At 70.4% G+C, this 24,740-nt stretch carries 19 protein-coding genes; 8 read left to right on the forward strand and 11 right to left on the reverse strand.

What is annotated here, in order from left to right; genetic code table 11:
* Positions 1–51: 51 nt before the first annotated feature.
* The 4 genes from LE548_RS27135 to LE548_RS27150 all read right to left on the reverse strand — a co-directional run bounded on the left by LE548_RS27135 (position 52) and on the right by LE548_RS27150 (position 5,665).
* Entirely contained in the window at positions 52–915 is an 864-nt protein-coding gene (locus tag LE548_RS27135; protein ID WP_225099576.1) for a carbohydrate ABC transporter permease, read from the reverse strand.
* Positions 912–2,285: an extracellular solute-binding protein gene (locus tag LE548_RS27140; RefSeq protein WP_225099577.1), complete on the reverse strand. Its 1,374-nt coding sequence runs from the start codon at positions 2,283–2,285 to the stop codon at positions 912–914. The genes LE548_RS27135 and LE548_RS27140 overlap by 4 nt, the downstream gene beginning before the upstream one ends.
* 433 nt (positions 2,286–2,718) lie before the next feature.
* The gene (locus LE548_RS27145) at positions 2,719–4,665 is read right to left on the reverse strand and encodes a tetratricopeptide repeat protein (RefSeq protein ID WP_225099599.1); all 1,947 of its coding nucleotides are present in this window, start codon (positions 4,663–4,665) and stop codon (positions 2,719–2,721) included.
* A gap of 139 nt (positions 4,666–4,804) precedes the next feature.
* Complete coding sequence (locus LE548_RS27150; RefSeq protein ID WP_374116179.1) at positions 4,805–5,665, reverse strand: nucleosidase; 861 nt, start codon at positions 5,663–5,665, stop codon at positions 4,805–4,807.
* Between the two features lie 33 nt (positions 5,666–5,698).
* On the opposite strand from LE548_RS27150, the gene LE548_RS27155 reads away from it, so the two are divergent.
* Positions 5,699–6,265 (forward strand): hypothetical protein, encoded by a 567-nt coding sequence (locus tag LE548_RS27155; protein WP_225099579.1) that lies wholly within the window; start codon positions 5,699–5,701, stop codon positions 6,263–6,265.
* Positions 6,266–6,301: 36 nt separating this feature from the next.
* Complete coding sequence (locus LE548_RS27160; protein ID WP_225099580.1) at positions 6,302–8,449, forward strand: tetratricopeptide repeat protein; 2,148 nt, start codon at positions 6,302–6,304, stop codon at positions 8,447–8,449.
* A gap of 13 nt (positions 8,450–8,462) precedes the next feature.
* Here the strand turns inward: LE548_RS27160 and LE548_RS27165 are convergent, their stop codons facing one another.
* Complete coding sequence (locus LE548_RS27165; RefSeq protein ID WP_225099581.1) at positions 8,463–9,152, reverse strand: response regulator; 690 nt, start codon at positions 9,150–9,152, stop codon at positions 8,463–8,465.
* A complete protein-coding gene (locus tag LE548_RS27170) occupies positions 9,149–10,780 on the reverse strand; it encodes a sensor histidine kinase (RefSeq protein ID WP_225099582.1) in 1,632 nt (543 codons plus the stop codon). The genes LE548_RS27165 and LE548_RS27170 overlap by 4 nt, the downstream gene beginning before the upstream one ends.
* 121 nt (positions 10,781–10,901) lie before the next feature.
* Between LE548_RS27170 and LE548_RS27175 the strand changes: the two genes are divergently transcribed.
* A complete protein-coding gene (locus LE548_RS27175; RefSeq protein ID WP_225099600.1) occupies positions 10,902–12,311 on the forward strand; it encodes a cation:dicarboxylate symporter family transporter in 1,410 nt (469 codons plus the stop codon).
* A gap of 129 nt (positions 12,312–12,440) precedes the next feature.
* Here LE548_RS27175 and LE548_RS27180 read toward each other — a convergent pair whose 3' ends face one another.
* On the reverse strand, positions 12,441–13,058 hold the full coding sequence (locus tag LE548_RS27180) for a TetR/AcrR family transcriptional regulator (RefSeq protein ID WP_225099583.1): 618 nt from the start codon (positions 13,056–13,058) through the stop codon (positions 12,441–12,443).
* A gap of 140 nt (positions 13,059–13,198) precedes the next feature.
* On the opposite strand from LE548_RS27180, the gene LE548_RS27185 reads away from it, so the two are divergent.
* The 5 genes from LE548_RS27185 to LE548_RS27205 all read left to right on the forward strand — a co-directional run bounded on the left by LE548_RS27185 (position 13,199) and on the right by LE548_RS27205 (position 18,978).
* Positions 13,199–14,881, forward strand: a complete 1,683-nt coding sequence (locus LE548_RS27185) for an MFS transporter (protein WP_225099584.1) — start codon at positions 13,199–13,201, stop codon at positions 14,879–14,881.
* A 112-nt stretch (positions 14,882–14,993) separates the two neighbouring features.
* Complete coding sequence (locus tag LE548_RS27190; RefSeq protein ID WP_225099585.1) at positions 14,994–15,758, forward strand: DUF2127 domain-containing protein; 765 nt, start codon at positions 14,994–14,996, stop codon at positions 15,756–15,758.
* A 62-nt stretch (positions 15,759–15,820) separates the two neighbouring features.
* Entirely contained in the window at positions 15,821–16,249 is a 429-nt protein-coding gene (locus LE548_RS27195) for a MerR family transcriptional regulator (RefSeq protein ID WP_225099586.1), read from the forward strand.
* Positions 16,246–16,578, forward strand: a complete 333-nt coding sequence (gene trxA, locus LE548_RS27200; protein ID WP_308030655.1) for a thioredoxin — start codon at positions 16,246–16,248, stop codon at positions 16,576–16,578. The genes LE548_RS27195 and trxA overlap by 4 nt, the downstream gene beginning before the upstream one ends.
* A gap of 168 nt (positions 16,579–16,746) precedes the next feature.
* Entirely contained in the window at positions 16,747–18,978 is a 2,232-nt protein-coding gene (locus tag LE548_RS27205; protein ID WP_225099602.1) for a UvrD-helicase domain-containing protein, read from the forward strand.
* Here the strand turns inward: LE548_RS27205 and glgB are convergent.
* The 4 genes from glgB to LE548_RS27225 form a co-directional block, all read right to left on the reverse strand.
* The gene (gene glgB, locus LE548_RS27210) at positions 18,953–21,142 is read right to left on the reverse strand and encodes a 1,4-alpha-glucan branching enzyme (RefSeq protein WP_225099587.1); all 2,190 of its coding nucleotides are present in this window, start codon (positions 21,140–21,142) and stop codon (positions 18,953–18,955) included. The two genes, LE548_RS27205 and glgB, sit on opposite strands and share 26 nt — an antisense overlap.
* Positions 21,139–22,521 carry a maltokinase gene (locus LE548_RS27215; protein ID WP_225099588.1) on the reverse strand — a complete coding sequence of 461 codons (1,383 nt, stop codon included), beginning with the start codon at positions 22,519–22,521 and terminating at the stop codon, positions 21,139–21,141. Before LE548_RS27215 ends, glgB begins: the two co-directional genes overlap by 4 nt.
* Positions 22,522–22,622: 101 nt before the next feature.
* On the reverse strand, positions 22,623–24,341 hold the full coding sequence (treS, locus tag LE548_RS27220; protein WP_225099589.1) for a maltose alpha-D-glucosyltransferase: 1,719 nt from the start codon (positions 24,339–24,341) through the stop codon (positions 22,623–22,625).
* Positions 24,338–24,740 (reverse strand): DUF3459 domain-containing protein (locus LE548_RS27225; RefSeq protein WP_225099590.1); only part of this gene is annotated, 403 nt, incomplete at its 5' end. The genes LE548_RS27225 and treS, both read right to left, overlap by 4 nt.

A 24,740-nucleotide genomic window follows, 5' to 3' on the forward strand; every position in this document is an offset into this window, starting at 1 on the left:
CGGCATCGGCGGCGAGCTGGCGGGAGGTGCGCTGACGAGGCATCTTCTGTCTCACACCTCCGTCCGCAGCAGACGCAGATAGACGACGGAGAACAGCGACCCGACGAGCAGCAGAAGCAGCGCGACGGCGGTGCCGTACCCGATCATGCTGTTCTGGAAGGCCTGTTCGTACATGAAGAGGGGGAGGGTCTGGCTCTTGTTGCCGGGCCCGCCCCGGGTCATCACCCAGATCAGCCCGAAGACGGACAGCGTCTGGAGGGTGTTGAGCATGAGGTTGGTGGCGATGGACCGGCGGATCATCGGCAGCGTGATGTGCCACATCCGCCGCCACCCGCCGGCCCCGTCGACCTCGGCGGCCTCCGTGATCTCGGCGGGTATCTCGTCCAGCGCGGCCGAATAGACGAGCATCGAGAACGCCGTACCGCGCCAGACGTTGGCGAAGGACACGGCGAGGACGGGCAGCGTGAACAGCCAGTTCTGACGCGGCAGATGGAGCCAGTCCAGGATGGCGTTCAAGGTCCCCTCCCGCCGGAAGAAGGCGTACAGCAGAAACCCGGCCACGACTTCCGGCAGCACCCAGGCGGTCACGACCACCCCACCGGTGAGCGTCCGCACCGGCTTCGAGGCCCGTTTCATCAGCGCCGCGAGGGCGAGGCCCAGGGTGTTCTGCCCGACGAGCGAGGACAGCACGGTGAAGACGAGGGTCAGCCATACGGCGTTGAGGAACTCGCTGTCCCGGAAGGCCCGCCGGAAGTTGTCGAACCCGACGAACGAGGCGTGCGCCTGACCCGTCAACTGCAGGTCGGTGAAGGCGATGTAGACGCAGTAGGCGATGGGGCCGGCGAGGAAAAGGAGGATGAGGACGACGGCGGGGGTGAGGGGGAGCGCCCGGGTGACCCGGCGGTACGGCTTCACCTCCGGACCACTTGGCCGCCGGTGACGTCCTTGAGGGTCGAGTCGTACGTACTCGACGCCTTCTGCGCGGACGAGTCACCGGTGGTCACGCTCTCCATCGCCTCCTGGATGGCGGTCGACACCTTCGGATACGCCGGATACGCGGGCCGGTAGTGGGTCGTGGCCACCAGGTCGGTGAAGAACTTGATGCCGGGCTGGGCGGTGGCGTACGAGGGGTCGGCGGCGACGTCCTTGCGCACGGAGATCCCGGAGTTGGCGATGTACCACTTCTTGGCGTTCGCCTCGGTCTGCATCGTCCTGATGAAGTCGAAGGCGAGGTCGGGGTGGCCGGCCTTGGCCGGGATCGCCCAGGTCCAGCCGCCGGACATGCTCACCTTGCCGGGCGCCTGGCCGGCTTGCGTCGGCATGTAGGCGAGGCCGAGTTGCTTGGACCAGTCCGGCCAGTCACGCCCGCTGCCCGGGAGCCAGGTCTGCGGCAGCCAGGAGCCGTCGAGGTCGATGCCGAGCTTGCCCTGGGGGAGCAGCTCGCCCATGACGGTGGTGGCGTAATTGGGATCGAGGGCGTCTGAAACGTCGGGCCCGAGCTTCTCCTTGTAGACGGTCTCGACGAACTTCAGCGAGTCCGTGAACCCCTGGCTCCCGGTGATCCACTTCTTGCTGCCGCCGTCGTACAGGGGATCGGACTTTCCGTCCCCAGTCCCGTAGAGCAGCATCTCCATGGTCTGCATGGTGGAGCGCTCACCCGCCGGTTTGCCGGTGTAGACGTTGAGCGGGGTGACGCCGGGGACCTTCTGCTTGATGGTGCGGGCGGCGGTGAGGATGTCGTCCCAGCTCTTCGGCTGCCAGTCCATCGGCAGCCCGGCCTGCTTGAAGACCCGCTTGTCGAACCACAGCCCTCGGGTGTCGGTCCCGTCCGGCACGCCGTACGTCTTCCCGTCCTGCCCCTGGGCTGCGGCCTTGGCGGTGTCGATGAACTGCCCCCAGTCCGGCCACTTGGCGAGATAGGGATCGAGGGGCTTCAAGTACCCGCTGGTGATGTCGGAGTTGATGAGGAAGGTGTCCTCGTAGACCAGGTCCGGCGCGGTTCTCGGCGAGCGCATCATCTGCTGGAGCTTGGTGTAGTACTCCGAGTCCGGGGCCTTGATGGGGACGAGCTCGACCTTCTTCCCCGGGTACTTCTTCTCGAACTCCTTCTTGATCCCGGTCAGATAGGTGTCCATGACCTTGACCGAGTTGTCCATCGACTGCTTGTAGGACACCTTGACCGTGTTCGGACTGCTCCCGGATCCGCTTCCGCAGGCGGTGAGGGCCGTTGCGGCGAGGGCGGCGGTGAGGAGGGCGGAGAGGGCGGCGGTGGGGCGCACGGGCATGACCTCCTGCGGGCGCACGTGGGGGTGGCCTTGGGTGGTTGCCGTGTGAAGGTAAGAGCGGTGGTCTAGTCAGGTCAATGGACGTGCGCGGGATTGGAAGATACGGCGGGCTACGGCAGGGGGCTACAGGAGGTGGTCCGCCTCGCCGGACTTGATGGCGCGGATGAGGGCGCGGAGGGCTTCTTGGGTGTCGGTGAGGGGGTGGGCTTCTTGGCCGGCGACGGCGATGTAGGCGCCTGTGGTGTCGGTGCCTATGCGGAAGCAGTTGTTGCCTTTGGTGCCGAGTCCAGTTGCGCGGTGTCCAGCTGGGGAACGGCGCCATACGAGTGGGCATTCGGGGAGGCGCGGGAGCCCGGGGGTGGGACGCGGATGTGGGCGGTGGTGCCTTGGCGGGGGGCTCGGGGGTATGCGGGGGATGGGGTGAGGGTGTGAGTTAGTCCGGTTGCTCGGACAGCTTGACGGCGCGGGCGCGGGCTTCGGCGGCTTCTGCGGGGGCGTTGGCGCGGGTGTAGGCGTCGGCGGACTGGAGGTAGGCGGCGCGGGCTTCGGCGGGGCGGCGGGCGATCTCGTGGGCGATGGCCAGGTTGCGAAGGGTGCCCCCTTCGCCGTACGAGTCCTCGAACTCACGTTGGATTTCAAGAGACTTGCCATAAGCCTTAACCGCTTCCTCCACCCGGCCCGCCTGCTTCAGGGCGACGCCGAGGTTGTTCCACGCCTTGCCCTGGCGATGCCGATCTCCGGCATCCTGGAACAGGTCGCGGGCGCGGGTGTGGGCGTCGATCGCCTCCTCCACCCGGCCCGCCCGTCGCAGGGTGATGCCGAGGTTGTTCCACGCGCTGGCCTCTCGATGGCGGTTTCCGGCAGCCTGATGCAGCTCGCAGGCATGGGCGATGGCGTCGATCGCCTCCTCCATCCGGCCCACCTGCCACAGGGCGGTGCCGAGGTTGTTCCACGTGCTGGCCTCTCGGCGGCGGTCTCCGACGGCCTGCAAGAGGTCGCGGGCGCGGGTGTGGGCGTCGATCGCCTCCCTCACTCGGCCCGCTTCCCGCAGGGCGAAGCCGAGGCTGTCCGACGCTATCGCCTCGTGGAGGCCGTTTCCGGCGCGGCGGGCAGCGTCGCGCGCGAGCTCCATGACGACGATCCAGTCGTCGAAATACCGACGCCAAGACAGGTACTCCCGCAAAGACCAAGCCAGCCGCACTGCCGCGTCCGCGAACCGCCCCTCCTGCGCCCACCCCACCGCCGCCACCAGGCCCGCCCGCTCGCCATCCAGCCATGCCAGCGCGTGCGCCCGATCCCCGAACCGCTCCGGCTCCTCCATCCCCGGGAGCCAACGCAATCGGCGATTAGCTGCATCCGCCCACTGGCGGTAGAAGCCCAGAACCCGCTCCCGCGCCCCCTCCCCCTCCTCCCGCAGCGCCGCGTCTTCTGCCATCACCCCCGCGCCGAACCCGCGCACCAGGTCATGCACCCGCCACCGCACGGCCGAACCCGGCCCGCCGTTGGGGCGCACTGTCGTCACGAGGTGCGCGGCAGCCAACTCCTCCAGCAGCGACAGCACGGTCTCTCCGCTGAGGTCGGCCAAGGCGGCGATCGCCTCCGTACCCGTCTCCGCTCCCGGAGCGAGACAGAGCAGACGGAGCAAACGTGCCTGATCATCCGGCAGTCGGCGATACGACGTCTCCAGCACAGGCCGCAGCACCAGCGACCGCCCGTACAGATCCGTGCCCGGACTGCCCTGGTCCAGGACGGCGATCGCGTCCCCGGTGTCGCGGATCTCGGCCACCAGTGAGGCGATGTCCCGATGCCGGCGCCTCCGCAGCATTCCCGCCGCGATCTGCAACGCAAGGGGCAAGTCGCCGCATAGGTCAGCCAGTTCGCGTAACGAGTCCGGCTCGGACGCGGCGCGTTCGTCGCGCTCGTCAGTCTCCTGCAATGCCCGCGTCACCAGAGCGACTGAGTCGTCCGGATCAAGCGTCTCAAGGTCGATGAGCCGTACCGGAAGGGAATCAGGGCGGTCCCGCGAGGTGATGAGCACCCGATGGCGGTCCGTGCCTGGTAGCAGCGGCAGGTACTGCGACGGATCCGACGCGTTGTCCAGGATCAGTAGCATCCGATCTGGGCGCTCGGCGAGCAGTGCCCGGTACACGTCGTACTGCCGCTCCGCCGTCGGCGGCAGATCCCGGTCCCGTACGCCGAGCGCGTCGAGCAGCGCCAGTACCGCCTGGTCAGCCATCACCGGATCCTCGTCGTACCCCCGCAGATCCACGAACAGAGTCCCACCCGGAAACCAGCCCTCCGCACACGCCCGATGCGCCGCTTCCACCGCCAGCGCGGTCTTGCCGATGCCGCCCATGCCGGTGACGGCGAAGATGAGCAGCGGAAGTGCGGCCGAGTCGTCCTCCTCGGGTGCGAGGTGCGGAAGCAGGCGGTCCAGTTCCGCCGAGCGGCCGGTGAACCCCAGCGGGCGGGGCGGCAGGGTGGCACTCGCGCGCGGGACCGGGCCGTGAACGGTGGCCTTACCCCTGCCTGCCGCCTCCGACCTGCTTTCCCGTGACGGGCCCGTAGAAGACCCCGCCCCGGAAGTCGATGTGGTCACCCCCGTCACCCCTGTAGCCCCCTTGGGGCCCCTCCTCGGAGTCGGCGGAACCTCGACCCCGCGGCAGGTGCTTACGCAGCACCGCCACCGTCACCACGGCCGCCTGCGCCGCCGCCAGCTTCTGGGAGCCGCCCGCGTCGGCCAGAGCCTTCGCCGCGTTCGCGTGGTCGCTGACACCCCGGATGACGAGGGCGTCCAGCTGGCCGGCGAACCGGGCCGCGTTGGCCGCCCCCGACCCCTCCATCTCGATCGCCCCGGCGTCGTTGTAGTGCGACTCGATGAACCGGGCGAGGTCGGACTCGGAGTCGGCGAGCACCACGTCACCGGTGGCGATCGGCGCGAAGTGGACCTCCACGTCCTCCAGATCCCGCGCCGCCGAACGCGCCGCCTGCTCCAGCGCGTGCGAGCTGGGCAGGGCCTTGGGGCGGACCTTGAAGCCCTCGCTCGTCTGCTTACCGCCGTGGATCTCGTACACCTGGGTGCCGACCACGACGTCACCGATCCCGATGCCGCCCTTCAGGCCGCCGGCTACACCCACGAAGAACACGGCCTGCGGCTTCAGCCAGTCGATGAGCTGCGTGGCGAGTGCTGCCGCCCGCTCGGCGCCTACGCCCAGCTCGCTGAGCGCCACCTGCCAGCGGCTGCCGGGCAGCAGGCCGACCTCGACACGCGTCCCGTTGTGATGGACCCGTTCCTCGCGGTCCTCGACGTACGGGCGCACCGCCGCGTATTCCAACGCGAGTGCGGTGAGGATCAGAACGGTGGGCTGGGTCTCCGGCACACTCATAAAGTACTGCCGGGGGAAGGGGATGCAGTGCCGGAACGAGACGTCACCGTGGGACAGTTGCTGCTCACCGAGTACCAGACGCTCAAGGACGAGCAGAAGACACGGATCGGGTTCCGGGACAATCTGCTGTACGTCACTCTCACCGTCGTCGCCGCCGTGATCGCCGCCGCCGCCCAGGCCAAGCAGCCATCGATGCTGCTGGCGCTGCCGCCGGTGTGTGTCGTGCTCGGATGGACGTACGTCGTGAACGATCAGAAGATTTCGGCGATCGGGGCGTACGTACGGGACGACCTCGGTCCGCGGCTCACCCGACTCGCCGCCGCCCCCAATGCCTCGGCGGTCTCGGTCTTTCGCTGGGAGACGGAGCACCGCACCGACGCACGCCGCAGGTCGCGCAAGGCCATTCAGTGCGCGGTGGACCTGACCGCCTTCTGCGTGGTGCCCTTGGCGGCCCTCGTGGTGTTCTGGGCGGCGGGGGACGGCGGTGGGCTGCTCGTCGCGGTCTCCGTGCTTGAGGGGCTGGCGGTGGTCGGCCTCGGTGTGCAGGTCATGTTGTACGCGGGATTCGCCTCCTCGGAGGGGCAATTGGCGTAGCGTACGGGTGTTGGGCGATTTCGGGCAGGCTGCACGGTGCACGGCGAACACAGCGACCACATCTCTGGCGATGATCACATCGATTTCCGGGACGCCGTGTTCATCGGTCCCGTCACCGGGAAGACCGAGCACCACCACAGCCACCATCATCACCACGGCGCCGCTCCCACCGCCCTTGAATCCCTACCGGCCACGCCGTCCGGCTTCACCGGTCGCGAGCCGGAACTGCGTGTGCTCCTCGACGCCCTTGACCCCCGCGCGCCGGACGCATCAACAGCCGTTCTCGTCACAGCCGTCTCGGGCCTCGGCGGCGTCGGCAAGACCGCGCTCGCACTGGCGGCGGCGCACGAGGCTCGCGCGAGGGGGTGGTTTCCCGGCGGCGCCCTCTTCGTCGACCTGCACGGCTATGAGGACACTCCCGCCACAGCGGACCTTGCCCTTCAGGCACTGCTCCGGGCACTGGGCGTGGCCCCCGCCCACCTTCCTGCGGACGCAGAGGAACGCGGCGCTTTGTACCGCACGGAGCTGGCGGGCATTGCCCGGAATCGAGGTTCCCTCCTCCTGCTCGCGGACAACGCCTCCTCCGCCGACCAGGTCCGACCGTTGCTTCCTGGTTGCTCCGGGCATCGCGTCCTCGCCACCTCCCGGCACCGGCTTCCCGCGCTGGGCGCACGCCTTCTGCCGCTCGGGGAACTGCCGGTGGAGGCCGCTGTCGGTCTGCTCGACCGTGCGCTCCGAGGGGCGGACCCCGCTGACACGCGGATCGCGGACGACCCCCAGTCGGCTGCCCTGCTGGCCGAGCTGTGCGGTCGGCTACCACTGGCGCTGAACATCGCCGCCGCGCTGCTGTCCACCGACCCGGGTGCTCCGGTGCACGAACTCGTCACCGAACTGACTGAAGCGCAGAGCCGCATTGACTGCCTGAACGATGGCGAACGCAGCGTGCGTCTCACCTTCGACCTCTCCTACCGAAGGCTGCCCGAAGCAGAGGCGCGTCTGCTGCGCCTCTTTGCCCTGCTGCCGGGTACGGAGTCAGGGTTGGCCGTGGTCGAGGCTCTCCAAGGGAAGCGGAACCGTACGGCGCGGGGGCTGCTGGCCGCCCTTGAACGGGCGCATCTGGTGGAGAGGGGAAGCCGTCGGGGGCGGTGGAGGCTGCACGATCTCGTCCGGGAGTACGCCGCGGGCAAGGCGACGGCGAAGGAGCGCGAAGCGGCCAGGGCGCGGGTGATGTCCTTCTACCTGGAACGGGCTCGGGCGGCGGACGCGTATGTGAGTACAAGTCCTGACAGGCCCCCGTCGTGGAGCATTCGAATCAATCCGTTCCGCGACCGGGAGGAGGCCCTTGCCTGGCTTGACGAGGAGCGTCAGAACCTGGTGGCGGCCACCCGCTGGGCCACCGATCCGCGCGTCGCCGCCGACGTCTTGCGGCTTGCCCACCGCCTCTTTGAGTATCTCCGCCTTCGCCGCTATTTCGACGACGACGTCGCCGTCAACCGCGCCGCCCAGACCGCCGCGCGGCGGACCGGCAACAAGTGCGGTGAGGCTGAGGCCTGCAACAGGACGGGAACCTCGCTGCGGAACACCGGGCGGGTATGGGAGGCGATCGAGGCGCATGACCAGGCCAGCCGTCTCTTCTTGGCCATCGGGCACGACCGCGGCGCGGCTCAGGCGGCATGCAACGTGGGCACCACGCTCGGCGACGTCGGGCGGTTCGACGATTCCATCCGCGTTCTCACTGAGGCTCTCGGCTTCTTCCAGCGCAGTGGATACCGGCATGACGAGGCGGGTGTACGGACCAACCTGGCGGTGATCCTTCGCAAGTGCGGCAGAGCGAAGGAGGCGGCCGAGACCGTCAGGCGGGCCATCGACCTCTACCGCGAGACGGGTGATCAGCTCCGTGAGAGCTACGCCCGGCACGGCTACGGACTTGCGCTCGACGCGTGTGGGAAATCGCGTGAAGCGGTGGCTGCCTGTCTTGATGCCCTAGCTGTGGCAGAGGAGTACGGGGACCGGCACGGTGCCGCAAAGACCCTCTACGCTCTCGGCCTGATCCATGACGGCGCCGGTGAACCGGAGCGGGCGCGGTCGTACTGGCTGCGTGCTGCCGAGGCTTACGACGGTGCGGGCGACGCCCGGAACGCGGCTCGTGCCCGACGCGTTGCCGGTATGGTGCCACGCTGCTGAAAGCCCCCGCCCCTCACCGCCCCTGCGCCACCCACCGATACACCAACTCCGGCCGCCCCACCTGCCCGTACAGCGGACTCCGGGCGGCCCGCCCTGCCTCCACCAGATGTTCCAGGTAACGGCGTGCGGTGATCCGCGAGATGCCCACCGCCTCCGCCAGCCCTGCCGCCGTAAGTCCCGCCTCCGCCTCTCGCAGAGCTGACGTCACCCGCTCCAGAGTCGGCCCGCTCAACCCCTTCGGCAGCGCCGCGGGCGACGGCGCACGGAGGGAGGCGAGTGCGCGGTCGACCTCGTCCTGGCCGCTCGCCTCGCCGACCGCCGCGTGGAACTCGGCGTAGCGGACCAGGCGGTCCCTCAGGGTCGCGAAGGTGAAGGGCTTCAGGACGTACTGGACGACCCCCAGTGAGACCCCCTCCCGCACCACCGCCAGGTCCCGCGCCGACGTCACCGCTATCACGTCCGCGTGATGGCCGGCCGCGCGCAGGGAGCGGGCGAACTGGAGCCCGTGCACGTCGGGGAGGTGGAGGTCCAGGAGCAGCAGGTCCACCGGCGTACGGTCCAGCACGCGCCGCGCCTCCGCGCCCGTGTGTGCCTTGCCGACCGCGACGAAGCCCGGCACCCGGCCGACGTACATCACATGGGCGTCGGCGGCCACCGGGTCGTCCTCGACCACCAGCACTCTGATCGCCGGTGCATCCGTCATGTCGCGCCGCCTCCCGGCACCGGGGAAGCCGTGCGCGACGGCAACCGCACCTCGAACACCGCTCCACCCTCCTCGCCGCCCGTCACGGTCAGGCTGCCCTCGTGGCGGGCCACCGCCTGCCGGACCAGGGCCAGCCCGAGCCCCCGCCCGCCGGGCCCGGCCGGCTTGGTGGAGAACCCCCGCTGGAATACCAGGTCGGCATGGGTGGGGTCGACACCGGGGCCGGTGTCGGCCACCCGCAGGACCACCTCGCCGGCCGGGGCGTACGCCGTCACCGTCACCCGGGCCCCGATGCTGCCCTGCGCCGCGTCGACCGCGTTGTCGATCAGGTTGCCGAGGATGGTGACCAGGTCGCGGGAGGAGAGGTCCTCCGGGAGGACGCCGTCGTCCAGGCGGCTGTCCGGGGAGACCACCAGTTCCACGCCCCGCTCGTTGGCCTGGGCCGTCTTGCCCAGCAGCAGGGCGGCCAGCACCGGTTCGCTCACCGCCGCCACCACCTGGTCGGTCAGGGCCTGCGCCAGTTCCAGCTCGGCCGTGGCGAACTCCACCGCCTCCTCGGCCCGGCCCAGTTCGATCAGGGACACCACGGTGTGGAGGCGGTTGGCGGCTTCGTGCGCCTGCGAGCGCAGGGCCTGGGTGAAGCCCCGCTCGGAGTCCAACTCGCCTGTCAGCGCCTGGAGTTCGGTTACGTCTCGGAGGGTGACGACCGTGCCCCGGCGCTCGCCTCCCGACACCGGGGAGGTGTTCACCACCAGCACCCGCGACGCCGTCAGGTGCACCTCGTCCACGCGGGGCTCGGAGGACAGCAGCGCGCCCGTCAGCGGGCCCGGCAGGCCCAGGTCCGCGACCGAGCGGCCGATCACCTCGTCCTCGGTGCCCACGCCCAGCAGCTCCCGGCCGCCGTCGTTGATCAGCGCCACCCTGTACTGCCCGTCCAGCATCAGCAGGCCCTCGCGGACCGCGTGCAGCGCCGCCTGGTGGTAGTCGTGCATCCGGCTCAGCTCGGTGGCGTTCATGCCGTGGGTGTGGCGGCGGAGGCGGGCGTTGACGACGTACGTGCCGACCGCGCCCAGCAGCAGCGTGCCGTCGGCGACCCCGAGCAGCGCTGTGACCTGGCCCCGGACCCGTTCGCTGATCGCTTCCACCTTGATCCCGGCGCTGACCAGGCCGATGACCCGGCCGCCGTCCTCGACCGGGGTCACCGCGCGCACGGACGGGCCGAGCGTGCCGGTGTAGGTCTCGGTGAAGGTGTGGCCGTGCACGGCGGGGTCGATACGGCCGAGGAAGCGCTTGCCGATCTGGTGAGGGTCGGGGTGGGTCCAGCGGATGCCGTCCGTGTTCATGATCGTCACGAAGTCGACGCCCGCGTCCCGGGTGACCTGCAACGCGTACGGCTCCAGGGCGGCTGAGGGGTCCGTGGTGCGGATCGCCGCGCGCACCGAGGGGGCGTCCGCGATCGACCGGGCCACGGCCGTGACCTGGCGCACCGCGGCGTCCTCGGCCTGTCGCTGGTCGCTGACGTAGGTGAACAGCGCGTACCCGGCCACGACCAGCGCTATCAGCACGGCCTGCATGGCGAAGAGCTGGCCGGCCAGGCTGCGGGGTCGGGGGAGGCGGGGAACGCGCATGTCAGCAGTGTGCCTCTCCGGTTAAGCGTGAACTAAATGAACGGAAGGGTGACCACCCTCACAGGGCGGGAGATAGTCCAGGCATCCCCCACAACCCCCGGACGTGAGCCGCACGCCGGTGATGCCGACGAAGACGTCAAGGAGGGCAGCCGTGGCCGCCAGCACCCCCGATACGGCACCTGCCGTGCCCCGCGTGAAGCGGGACCGCACCCATTACCTGTACATCGCCGTGATCGCGGCCGTCGTGCTCGGCATCGCCGTGGGGCTCATCTGGCCCGACGCGGGCGTCCAGCTGAAGCCGCTCGGTACGGGTTTCGTGAACCTGATCAAGATGATGATCTCGCCGATCATCTTCTGCACCATCGTGCTCGGCATCGGCTCCGTCCGGAAGGCCGCCAAGGTCGGCGCCGTCGGCGGTATCGCCCTCGGCTACTTCCTCGTGATGTCGCTGGTCGCGCTCGCGATCGGCCTCGTCGTCGGCAACGTGCTCCACCCGGGTGACGGGCTGCACCTGACCAAGGCGCTCAAGGCGACCGGGCACGCCCAGGTGTCCCCCGACGCGCTGCCGCCTGTCGACTTCGTTCTGTCGATCATTCCCAAGACGTTCGTCTCCGCCTTCACCGAGGGCCAGGTCCTCCAGACGCTGCTCGTGGCCCTGCTCGCCGGGTTCGCCCTCCAGGCCATGGGCCCGGTCGGGCAGCCGGTGCTGCGCGGCGTCGAGCACATCCAGCGGCTCGTCTTCCGCATCCTGTCGATGGTCATGTGGCTCGCGCCGCTCGGTGCCTTCGGCGCCATCGCGGCCGTGACCGGCTCGGCCGGCATCGACGCGCTCAAGAGCCTCGCCGTGCTGATGCTCGGCTTCTACATCACCTGCGTCCTGTTCGTCTTCGTGGTGCTCGGCGCGATCCTGCGGCTCGTCTCGGGGCTGAACATCTTCTCGCTGTGCAAGTACCTGGGCCGCGAGTTCCTGCTGATCCTGTCCACCTCCTCCTCCGAGTCCGCGCTGCCGCGGCTCATCGCGAAGATGGAGCACCTGGGGGTCAGCAAGCCGGTCGTCGGTATCACCGTGCCGACCGGGTACTCGTTCAACCTCGACGGCACGATGATCTACATGACCATGGCGTCGCTGTACATCGCCGACGCGCTGGGTACGCCGATGTCGATCGGTGAGCAGATCCCGCTGCTGCTCTTCCTGCTGCTGGCGTCCAAGGGCGCGGCGGGCGTCAGCGGCGCCGGCCTGGCGACCCTGGCCGGTGGCCTGCAGTCGCACAAGCCCGCGCTGGTCGACGGCGTCGGCCTGATCGTCGGCATCGACCGCTTCATGAGCGAGGCCCGCGCCCTGACCAACTTCGCGGGCAACGCGGTGGCGACGGTGCTCGTGGGCACGTGGACCAAGGAGATCGACAAGGAGCGGGTGCGCAGCGTGCTCGCCGGTGAGCTGCCGTTCGACGAGACGACGCTGCTGGACGAGCACCAGGGGACGGTCACCGAGGTCCCCGAGCAGCGGGAAGAGGCGCTGGCCAAGGCCTGACCCCGACCCCGTAGTGAGACTCCGGATGTCCGGCCCCGCCTGAACCCGGGCCGGGCATCCGGGACCGCCGCCGGGCGGCTGAGGATCCCCCCGTACCTCAGCCGCCCGGCCTCTTTCGTCCCAGGACGTCTACGCACTCACCCTGGCCACCAGCGCGGTGGCCGTCGAGGCGGGCATGCCCGCCGCGGTCAGCACCGTGACCGTGGCGGAGCGGCCCGCCTCTTCTGCTGGGAGGAGGCCGTCGTTCACCGCCTCCGTGACCGCGAACAGCAGCTGCTCGTGGACGTAGGCGAGTGCCGGGGCGGGCAGCGGTGAGCTGAACACGCCCTCCTTCAGACCCTGCTCCAGGACCCGGATCTTGTTCGCGCGCAGCGGGGCGAGGCGTTCGCGGATGCCCTGGACGGTGACCGTGCGCTGGGCCAGGCCGACCAGCAGCCGGTAGCGGTCGGCGATCTCCCACACCGCGAGCACCGACCGGGCCACCGCCTCCGCCGGGTCCCTGACCCCCTCCCGGGCCCCCGCGTCCGCGTCCGTCAGCGCCGCCACGGCCCCGTCGACGAGCGTGCTGATCAGCGCCTCACGGCTGGGGAAGTGGCCGTACACCGTCCGCCGTACGACTCCCGCGGCGCGCGCGATCTGGTCCATGGAGGCGTCGGGATCGCGCAGCAGTTCCGCGAGGGCGACGTCGAGGATGCGGCGCCGGTTGGCGTCGGCGCGGCTGCTGTTACCCGTGGTCATGGGAGTCATTCTGCATGCCCTGCCGCTTCCTCCATCGACTTGCACAGTGCTGTGCAACGACGTACATTGCACATGGTTGTGCAATTGCACGCCACTGTGCAAATCTGCACCGCACCTGCCGTCGCGATCCGAGGAAGGCGACCCCTGCCATGCGACTCGTCATGACCGAACCGGTCGAGAAGATGGAGCGCCCGTACGCCCGGCGCTGGTGGGCACTGCTCGTGCTCTGCCTGAGCCTGCTGATCATCGTGATGGCGAACACCGCGCTCACGGTCGCCGCGCCCGACATGACGAAGGACCTCGGCCTCTCCAGCGCCGACCTCCAGTGGGTCATCGACGGCTACACCGTGCCGTACGCCGCGCTGATGCTGCTGCTCGGCGCGATCGGCGACAAGTACAGCCGGCGCGGCGCGCTCGTCCTCGGACTGCTGGTCTTCGGCGGCGGAGCCGTCTTCGGCTCCCTCGCCGACAGCGCGGCCACCGTCATCGCGGCCCGCGCCGTGATGGGCGTCGGCGCCGCGCTGATCATGCCCGCCACGCTCTCCCTGCTCGCCGCGACCTTCCCGCGCGAGGAACGGGCCAAGGCGATCGTCCTGTGGACGGCCACGGCAGGCCTCGCCATCGCCGCCGGCCCGGTCGTCGCGGGCGCGCTGCTGCGCGACCACGGCTGGTCCTCGACCTTCCTGATCAACGTGCCCGTCGCGGCCGTGGCGATCGTCGCCGCCTTCGTGCTCATCCCGCCGTCCAAGGCGGGCCACCACGATCGCATCGACTACGTGGGCGGCCTGCTCTCCGTGATCTGGACCGGCTCCCTCGTCTACATGATCATCGAGGGCCCGCACTTCGGCTGGCACGCGAAGGCCATCACCGCGGCGGTCGTGGCGGGCGCGGGCCTGGTGGCCTTCGTCGTCTGGGAGCTGCGCCACCCGCGGCCCATCCTGGACGTCCGCCGCTTCGCAGGCCGCCGCTTCGCGGGCTCCAACCTCGCCGTCGCCCTGTTCTTCCTCGCCGTCTTCGGCGCCTTCTACTACCTCACCCAGCACCTCCAGTTCGTCCTCGGCTACGACGCCCTGCAGACCGGCGTACGGATGCTGCCGCTGGCCGGCGCGGTCTTCGTCGGCTCGGCCGTCACCGGGTTCCTGACCCCGCGCGTCGGCATGAAGTGGACGGTCACCGCGGGCATGGTCGGCGGCACCACGGCTCTCGCCCTGCTGACCCGCATCGACGCGGCCTCGACGTACGGCGACTTCGTGGCCCCCCTGATCATCCTGGGCCTCGCCATCGGCCTGGCGCTCTCGCCCTGCACCGACGCCATCATGGGCGCCTTCCCGGAGTCCGAGCTGGGCGTCGGCGGCGCGGTCAACGACACCTCCCTGGAACTGGGCGGTTCCCTCGGCATCGCCATCCTCGGCTCGCTGCTCGCGACGTCGTACGGCAACCACCTGAGCGACGCCACGGCGGGCAGCAAGCTCCCGGCGAACGTCCTGGAGACGGCGAAGGACTCCGTCGGCGCCGGATACGCGGTCGCCCAGGGCATCGGCGACAAGGCGCACGCACTGGCCGCACAGGCGGCACAGGCCAAGGACCCGCACCAGGCCGCCCAGCTCAAGCAGCAGGCCGCCGAACTGGCCGCCGGCGCCCACCGGATGGCCGACGCGGTCGGCTCCTCCTTCTCCGACGCCGTCGCCCACACCAGCCTCGTCGGGGCGGTCGTCCTCGGCATCGGCACGCTCCTCGTGGCGTTCCTGCTCCCGCGCCGTGAAGCCCCGGTGCCGGAGGTGAAGGAGGTGAAGGAGGAGGAGAAGGAACTGGCGGAGAGCGCGGCCGGCTGACCCTCCTCACCCTCATCCGCTAACGTGCCGCTCCGGATGAACCGGAACGGCACGTCGGCGCATGACGTCAGTACGTGCAGTACATGCAGTACGTGTATGGGAGGCACGGGGGATGAAGATCGACTGGGACCGGCGGACCTGCGCGCGCAAGGGCCATGTGACCTACGCGCCCGACGACCCCCGGCTGCGTCTGCGGCTGCACGCCGAGACCGCGCTCGGGGAGGTCTGGCGCTGCCTGCGCTGCGGTGACTTCGTGCTGGGCGAGCCGCACGGGTCCGGCCCGGCCGCCGAGGCGCCGCTCGTGCCGCGCGGCAAGGTGCTGCGGGACCTGTTCATCCTGCGCTTCCTGTCGGTCGAGCGGGCGGTGCGCGGGGTGTTCATCGTGCTCGTCGCCGTGGCGGTGTGGAAGTTCAGCAACAGCCAGGACGCCGTGCGCCGCCTGTTCAACCAGAACCTGGACGTGTTCCGCCCGGTGTTCAAGCACTTCCACTACGACCTCGACCACTCACCGGTCGTCGGCTCCATCCAGAAGGCGTTCGGCTACAAGCACTCCACACTCGTCCTGGTCGCCGCCCTGCTGCTGGCCTACGCCCTGATCGAGCTGGTCGAGGCGGTCGGCCTCTGGTACGCCAAGCGCTGGGCGGAGTACCTGACGGTGGTGGCGACGGCCGCCTTCCTCCCCCTGGAGATCTACGAGCTGACCGAGAAGGTCAGCTACCTGAAGATCGTCACCCTGGTGCTGAACATCCTCGCCGTGCTCTACATCGCCGTGGCCAAGCGCCTCTTCGGCCTCCGCGGCGGCCGCAGGGCCTTCGAGGAGGAGCGGCAGAGCGCGTCGCTGATGGAGGTGGAGGAGTCGGCGGGCGTCCCCGTCTGACGCCCGCCGAGAGGTCGGCACCGCTTGCCTTGACGCCGACGTCACCCCGTACGGTCGTAGGCATGCGAATCGGCGAGCTGGCCGCACGGGCCGGGACCACGACCCGCACCCTGCGCTACTACGAGTCCCGCGGGCTGCTGCCCGCCCGGCGCGACGGCAACGGACACCGCGCCTACGACGAGGCCGACCTGCGGCTGCTGGAGCAGATCCGGACGCTGCGGGACTTCGGGTTCGAGCTGGAGGAGACGCGGCCCTTCGTGGACTGCCTACGTGCCGGGCACCCGGAGGGCGACTCCTGCCCGGCCTCGCTCGCGGTCTACCGGCGCAAGCTGGCCGAGCTGGACGCGCTCATCGGGCAGCTCCAGGCGGCGCGGGAGACGGTCGCGGGGCAGTTGGCGCGGGCCGAGGAGGCGCGGGACGCGCTGGCCGCCGAGGCGCTGGTTCCGGGGGGTCCGGAACCCGTGTGCGAACTGGGAGGGCCTGCGCGATGAGCTTGGTGAGCGGACTGGCAGAGGTGACGGACGCCGATTTCGCGACGGAGGTGAAAGGCTCGGAACTTCCGGTGCTGGTGCAGTTCACCGCCGACTGGTGCGGGCCGTGCCGGCAGCTCGCGCCGGTGCTGAAGGACATCGCCTTCGAGGAGGGCGACCGGCTGAAGATCGTGCAACTGGACGTGGACCGCAATCCGGAGACGACCGTTGCCTACGGCGTGCTGTCGACGCCGACGCTGATGGTCTTCCGGGACGGTGAGCCGGTGTGGTCGATGGTGGGCGCCCGGCCCAAGCGGCGGCTGCTGGAGGAGCTGGCCGACGTGCTGTAAAACAAGGCCGCCCAGCAAAAATCCCCTGAGCAATTGCGCTCGGGGGATTTCTGTGCGTATATTCAGTGGTTCGCGACTTCAATGGGATTGGGTCGCTGAGAAGTTCACTGAGCAGAGTATATCCGGGCGGGAGCGGAATTGTCAAACACCGAATTTCCGGACGATGAATTGAAGCGCGAGCAGGAATTCATCGACGGACTGTACGCGCGCGTGGACGTACTGCGCGGCGAGACCGAGACCTCGGTCACCGACGCGCTCGCCCAGGGGGACAAGCCCATGCAGGCCCGGCTGGAGCGGGACATCCTGGTCGCCGAGCGCTCGGGGCTGCTCGCCGCCCTGAACGCCGTCGACGGCTCGCTCTGCTTCGGCCGGATCGACCTGGCCGACGGCACCGCCCACCACATCGGCCGGATCGGGCTGCGCGAGGACGACGCCGAGCACACCCCGGTGCTCATCGACTGGCGGGCCGACGTCGCCCGCCCGTTCTACCTGGCCACCGGGCACACCCCGATGGGCCTGCGCCGCCGCCGGCACATCACCACCGAGGGCCGCGCCGTGACCTCGCTGCACGACGAGATCCTCGACCTCGGCGACGCCACCCGCACCGGGTACGAGGAACACGACGCCGACGCCGTGCTGCTGGCCGCGCTGAACTCGGCGCGCACCGGCCGCATGAGCGACATCGTGCAGACCATCCAGGCCGAGCAGGACGAGATCATCCGGGCGCCGTACCGCGGGGTGCTCGTCGTCGAGGGCGGGCCGGGCACCGGGAAGACGGCCGTCGCGCTGCACCGCGCCGCCTACCTCCTCTACGAGTACCGCGAGCTGCTCGCCCGCCGGGCCGTGCTGATCGTCGGCCCCAACCCGGCCTTCCTCGGCTACATCGGCGAGGTGCTGCCCTCCCTCGGCGAGACCGGGGTGCTGCTCGCCACGATCGGCGAGCTGTTCCCCGGCGTGAAGGCGACCGCCGCCGACACCCCCGAGGCCGCCGCCGTGAAGGGCCGCGCCGACATGGCCGACGCACTCGCCGCCGCCGTGCGCGACCGCCAGGCCCTGCCCGACCCGGTGATCGCCATCGAGCACGACCGCGAGGTGCTGATGCTCGACGACGGTCTGGTCTCCGTCGCCCGCGAACGCACCCGCGCCGCCAAACTGCCGCACAACGCGGCCCGCGAGTACTTCGAGGGGCACATCCTCAACACCCTCACCGAGCTGTACGCCGAACGCGTCGGCACCGACCCGTACGACGGCAGCAGCCTGCTCGACGCCTCCGACATCACCCAGATCCGCGACGAACTCGCCGAGAACCCCGAAGTCTGGTCCGCCATCGACCAGTTGTGGCCCAGGATCACCCCACGGCGGCTGGTCGCCGACTTCCTCGCCGAGCCGGAGGGGTACGTCGGCGACGCGGACGCGGCCGCCATCCGCCGCCCGGTGACCCGCGCCTGGACCGTCGCCGACGTCCCCCTGCTGGACGAGGCGGCCGAACTCCTCGGTGAGGACGACCGGGTGGCGCGGGCGCGGGCCGACCGCGAGCGCGAGACGCAGATCGCCTACGCGCAGGGCGTGCTGGACGTGTCGTACGCCTCCCGGACCTACGAGTTCGAGGACAGGCACGACGACGAGTCCGAGGTGCTGTCGGCCCACGACATCATCGACGCCGAACGCTTCGCCGAGCGGCAGGAGGAGGCGGACCACCGCAGTGCCGCCGAGCGGGCCGCGGCCGACCGGACCTGGGCGTTCGGGCACATCATCGTGGACGAGGCGCAGGAGCTGTCGCCGATGGCCTGGCGGCTGCTGATGCGGCGCAGCCCGACCCGCTCGATGACCCTGGTCGGCGACCCGGCCCAGACGGCGGAGGCAGCGGGCGTGGGTTCCTGGGCGGACATCCTCGCCCCCTACGTCGAGGACCGCTGGGAGCACACCCGGCTCGGCGTCAACTACCGCACCCCGGCCGAGATCATGGAGCTGGCCGCGGCCGTCGTACGCGCCGAGAACCCCGGCTTCGAGCCGCCGAGCTCGGTGCGCTCGACGGGCGTACGGCCGTGGGTGCGCCAGGCCGCCGGCGACCTGCCCGGTGCGGTCGCCGAGGCGGTCGCCGAACTCACCCCGGCCGAAGGCCGACTGGCGGTGATCGCGCCGCGCGACCTGCACCGCGCGCTCGCCGCCCGCCTGGACGGGGTGACGGCGGGCGCGGAACCCGACCTCACCCGGACCGTCGTCCTCCTCGACCCTCGCCAGTCCAAGGGCCTGGAGTTCGACTCGGTCCTGGTGGTGGAGCCGGCCCGGTACGGCACGAGTGACCTGTACGTCGCCCTCACCCGGGCCACGCAGCGGCTGGCCGTGCTGTACACGGACGGTCTGCCCGAGGCGCTCAAGCCGGCCGCAGCCACACCGTAGCCAGCGGTGGCAGGGTCAGCCGGATGCTCGCGGGGTGGCCGTGCAGGCCCTGCGGCTCCGGCTTGACCACGTCCGGGCGGGCGGCGCCGCTGCCGCCGTAGCGGGCCGCGTCGGTGTCGAGGACCTGTACCCAGGCCGGTACGTCCTCCGGGACACCGAGGCGGTAGTCCTCGCGCACCACCGGCGAGAAGTGGGAGACCGCGAGCAGCGGGGTGCCGTCGGCATCGAACCGGAGGAACGCGAAGACGTTGTCGTCGGCCGCGTCCCCAGTGATCCATCTGAAGCCCGCCGGGTCGGTGTCCCGCTGCCACAGCGCCGGGGTCGCGCGGTACAGCGTGTTCAGGTCCCGGACCAGGTCCCGTACACCCCGGTGGTCGGCCGCGGCGCCGTAGGACGGGTCGAGCAGCCACCAGTCGGGGCCGTGCGCCTCGGACCACTCGGCGCCCTGGGCGAACTCCTGGCCCATGAAGAGGAGTTGCTTGCCGGGGTGGGCCCACATGAAGCCGAGGTAGGCCCGGTGGTTGGCGCGCTGCTGCCACCAGTCGCCGGGCATCTTCGACACCAGGGACCGTTTGCCGTGCACGACCTCGTCGTGGGAGATCGGCAGGACGTAGTTCTCGCTGTACGCGTACACCATCGAGAACGTCATCTCGTGGTGGTGGTACTTGCGGTGGACCGGCTCGTGGGCCAGGTACGCCAGCGAGTCGTGCATCCAGCCCATGTTCCACTTCAGCCCGAAGCCCAGCCCGCCGGTGTCCGTCGCCCGGGTCACCCCGTCCCAGGCCGTGGACTCCTCCGCGATGGTGACGACCCCGGGACAGCGGCGGTACACCGTGGCGTTCATCTCCTGCAGGAACGCCACCGCGTCCAGGTTCTCCCGGCCGCCGTGCTCGTTCGGGGTCCACTGGCCCGGCTCGCGCGAGTAGTCCAGGTACAGCATCGAGGCCACCGCGTCCACGCGCAGCCCGTCGATGTGGAACTCCTCGCACCAGTACACGGCGTTCGCCACCAGGAAGTTGCGCACCTCCCGGCGGCCGAAGTCGAATTCCAGCGTCCCCCAGTCGGGATGCGCGGCCCGCAGCGGATCGTGATGCTCGTACAGCGGGCGCCCGTCGAACTCGGCCAGCGCCCAGTCGTCCCGCGGGAAGTGCGCCGGCACCCAGTCCATCAGCACACCGATCCCGGCCTGGTGCAGCCGGTCCACCAGGTACCGGAAGTCGTCCGGGGTGCCGAGGCGGGCCGTGGGGGCGTAGAAGCCGGTGACCTGGTAGCCCCAGGAACCGCCGAAGGGGTGCTCGGCGACCGGCATCAGCTCGACGTGCGTGAAGCCCGTCTCCGTGACGTACGCGGGAAGCTGCTCGGCGAGCTGCCGGTACGTCAGCCCAGGACGCCACGAGGGGAGATGGACCTCGTACACGGAGAACGGCGCCTCGTGCACCGGCGTGTCCCCCCGGCGCGCCATCCACTCCCCGTCGGCCCACACATGGTGCGAGGCCGTCACGACCGACGCGGTCGCGGGCGGGGCCTCCGTACGGCGGGCCAGCGGGTCGGCGCGCAGCGTGCGGGAGCCGTCCGGGCGGGTGATCTCGAACTTGTACAGCTCGCCCTCGCCGATCCCCGGCACGAACAGCTCCCACACCCCCGAGGAGCCCAGCGAGCGCATCGGATGCGCGGTGCCGTCCCAGAAGTTGAAGCCGCCCGCGAGCCGTACCCCGCGTGCGTCCGGCGCCCACACCGCGAACCGGGTGCCGGACACGCCCTGATGCTCCTCGACATGCGCGCCGAGCGCCCGCCACAGCTGCTCGTGCCGGCCCTCACCGATCAGATGCAGGTCCAGCTCGCCCAGCGTGGGCAGGAAACGGTAGGCGTCCTCGGTGTCCTGGACCGCCCCCTCGTACGCCACGAGCAGCCGGTAGCCGGGGACCTGGTCGAGTGGGAGCAGTCCGGAGAAGAAGCCGTCCCCGTCGTCGTGCAGCCCGGCCCGCAGCTCGCCGGTGACGACGGTGACGGACCGCGCGTACGGCCGGAACGCGCGGAAGACGACCCCTCCGGGGACGCGGTGGGCGCCCAGGACGGCGTGCGGGTCGTGGTGGGTGCCGTGCAGCAGCCGTGCGCGGTCACCGGCGTCCAGGCCGCCGGCGGACGTGGTCGACGTGTCGGTCACGGACGAGCCTCCTGGTCGGGCGCGGCGAGGCGGGCGATCGCCGAGAGCGGTACGGGGAGCCAGTCGGGGCGGTGGCGGGCCTCGTAGACGGCCTCGTAGACCGCCTTGTCGGTCTCGTAGGCCCGCAGCAGCTCCGCGTCGGCGCGCGGATCGTGCCCGGACACCTCGGCGTACCCGGCGCAGTACGCGGCACGGCACCCGTGTGCCCAGTCCGGTGCGGGCGGGGTCACGGAACGGGCCGCGTAGTCGAAGGAGCGCAGCATGCCGGCGATGTCCCGCACCGGCGGCTGCGGCAGGCGCCGTTCGGCGAGCGGGCGGGCCGGTTCGCCCTCGAAGTCGATGAGCGACCACTGCCCGTCCGCCGAGCGCAGACACTGCCCGAGGTGCAGATCGCCGTGGATCCGCTGGGCGGTGCGGGTGTCGCCCTCGGCGGCCAGGCGGTACAGCGCGGCATAGGCCTGGCGCAGCCCGGTGGCGTACGGCCGCAAGCCCGGGACCGCCTGTACGGCCGCCTCCAGCCGCGCGATCATGCCGTCGGCCAGCCCCTGAAGCTGAACATGGCCGAGAGTGACCGTCGGCAGGGCACGGGCGAGCGCGGTGTGCACCTCGGCGGTGGCCCGGCCCAGCTCCCGCGCCTCGGCGGCGAAGTCCTCGCCCTTGGCCAGCTCGCGCAGCGCCAGCTCCCAGCCGTCGGCGCCGCCGCGCACATAGGGCTGGAGCACGGCGAGGACGTACGGCTCCCGGCCGGTCTCGGCGTACGCCCACGCGGTCGGCGCGGGCACCCGGGGGCAGCCCTCGCGGGCCAGCGCGAGCGGGAGCTCCAGGTCGGGATTGACGCCGGTCACGACCCGGCGCAACAGCTTCAGGATGAACGTATCTCCGTAGACCACCGAGGAGTTGGACTGCTCGGCGGTCATCAGCCGGGCCACCAGGTCCGTACGTATCTCCTGGCCCGGGTCCCGCTCGAAGCGCAGCCCGCCGATGCGGGCCTGCGTGCGCAGGGCCTCCAGGAGCACCTCGGCGGGCCGGGGGTCGTACAGAGCCTCGTACACCGTGCGTCCGGCGAGCGGCCCCTGGGTCACATGTCCGATCAGCGCGGGCGCCAGCCGGGGCGGGAGCGCCTCGCGCACACCTATGAGGAACTGGTAGCAGTCGCCGGGACCCGGGACGCCGGTCTGGTGGACGCGCAGCAGCAGGTGGTACAGGCCGAGCCGGCCGTCGGGCGGGAGCAGTTCGGTGACGGCCACGGGCGTGAACCCGGTGACCGGCCGCCCCTTGCCCGCGAACCACCGCTGCCTCGGCAGCCAGGTGCGCAACAAGGGGTCGAGGGAGGCGATGAGGGGGGTGTTGCGGCCGTAGGGGGTGACCGTCTCCGCCATGGGCGTCACGTCCTTTCCCCGGGTCGTCGGGGGGCGGGGTGTTCCTGATGCGTGCCCCGGGCGGGGCGGCGGAAACACGCCACCGCCCCGCCGGCGGGGTGCTACGCCGCGTTTCGGCGCAGCCGGAACCAGTAGAAGCCGTGCCCCGCGAGGGTGAGCAGGTACGGCAGGGCGCCGATCGCCGGGAAGCGGACCCCGCCGAACAGCTCGACCGGGTGCCGCCCGCTGAACCGGCTCAGGTCCAGCTCGGTGGGCTGGGCGAACCGCGAGAAGTTGTGGACGCACAGCACGACGTCGTCCCCGCCGTCCTCGGACACCGGGGCCTCCCGCAGGAAGGCGAGCACCGCCGGGTTGGAGGACTGGAGTTCGTTGTAGGTGCCCAGTCCGAAGGCGGGATTCTGCTTGCGGATCTCGATCATGCGGCGGGTCCAGTGCAGCAGCGACGACGGCGAGGACATCGCGGCTTCCACGTTGGTGACCTGGTAGCCGTAGACGGGGTCCATGATCGTCGGCAGGAAGAGTCGTCCGGGGTCGCTGGACGAGAAGCCGGCGTTGCGGTCGGGGGTCCACTGCATGGGGGTGCGGACGGCGTCACGGTCGCCGAGCCAGATGTTGTCGCCCATGCCGATCTCGTCGCCGTAGTAGAGGATCGGCGAGCCGGGCAGGGACAGCAGGAGCGCGGTGAACAGCTCGATCTGGTTGCGGTCGTTGTCGAGGAGGGGCGCGAGGCGCCGCCGGATCCCGATGTTGGCGCGCATCCGTGGGTCCTTGGCGTATTCGGCCCACATGTAGTCGCGCTCTTCGTCGGTGACCATTTCGAGGGTCAGCTCGTCGTGGTTGCGCAGGAAGATGCCCCACTGGCAGTTCGCGGGGATCGCCGGGGTCTTGGCGAGGATCTCGGAGACCGGGTAGCGGGATTCCCGCCGTACGGCCATGAAGATGCGTGGCATGACGGGGAAGTGGAACGCCATGTGGCACTCGTCGCCGCCGGAGCTGTAGTCCCCGAAGTAGTCGACCACGTCCTCCGGCCACTGGTTGGCCTCCGCCAGCAGCACGGTGTCCGGGTACTGGGTGTCGATCTCCTTGCGCACCCGCTTCAGGAACTCATGGGTCGCCGGCAGGTTCTCGCAGTTGGTGCCCTCCTGCTGGTACAGGTACGGCACGGCGTCCAGCCGGAACCCGTCGATGCCGAGATCCAGCCAGAACTTCAGCGCGGAGATCATCTCCTCCTGCACGGCCGGGTTCTCGTAGTTCAGATCCGGCTGGTGCGAGAAGAAGCGGTGCCAGTAGTACTGCTTGCGTACGGGGTCGTACGTCCAGTTGGAGGCCTCGGTGTCGACGAAGATGATCCGGGCGCCGGGGAACTGCTTGTCGTCGTCGGCCCAGACGTAGTAGTCGCCGTACGGACCGTCCGGGTCGCGCCTCGACTCCTGGAACCACGGGTGCTGGTCGCTGGTGTGGTTCATGACGAAGTCGATGATGACGCGCATGCCGCGCTGGTGGGCGGCGTCGACGAACTCCACGAAGTCGGCGAGGTCACCGAACTCCGGGAGGACGGCGGTGTAGTCGGAGACGTCGTAACCGCCGTCCCGGAGCGGTGACTTGAAGAACGGTGGAAGCCACAGGCAGTCCACGCCGAGCCACTGCAGATAGTCGAGCTTGGCGGTCAGGCCCTTCAGGTCGCCGATGCCGTCGCCGTTGCTGTCCTGGAAGGAGCGGACCAGGACCTCGTAGAAGACGGCGCGTTTGAACCACTCCGGGTCCCGGTCTTTGGCGGGAGTGTCCTCGAAGGTGTCCGGGACGGGCTCATTGACGCTCATATGGTGGGTGACCCTCCGATCTGCGGGGTGGACGGTCGCAGGACGTGGAAGATATGCGCGGGCCGAAGACCCGGTTCGAGGCGCACGTAGTTGGTCCTGCCCCAGTAGTAGGTCTCGCCGGTGAGCTCGTCGCGCACCGGCACGGACTCGTGCCAGTCCAGGCCGAGTCGCGGCATGTCCAACGAGACCGTTGCCTCCTGGGTGTGGTGGGGGTCGAGGTTGGCGACGACCAGAACCGTGTTCGACCCGTTCCGCTTCGAGTAGGCGATCACCGCGTCCTGGTCGGCGTGGTGGAAGTGCAGATCGCGTAGTTGGCGCAGGGCGGGGTGGTTGCGGCGGATGGTGTTCAGCCGGGTGATGAGCGGGGCGATGCTGCGGCCCTCGCGCTCGGCGGCCGCC

The sequence above is a fragment of the Streptomyces sp. CoH27 genome (genome assembly GCF_020181035.1).
In the GTDB taxonomy this organism is placed as follows: Bacteria; Actinomycetota; Actinomycetes; order Streptomycetales; family Streptomycetaceae; genus Streptomyces; species Streptomyces camelliae.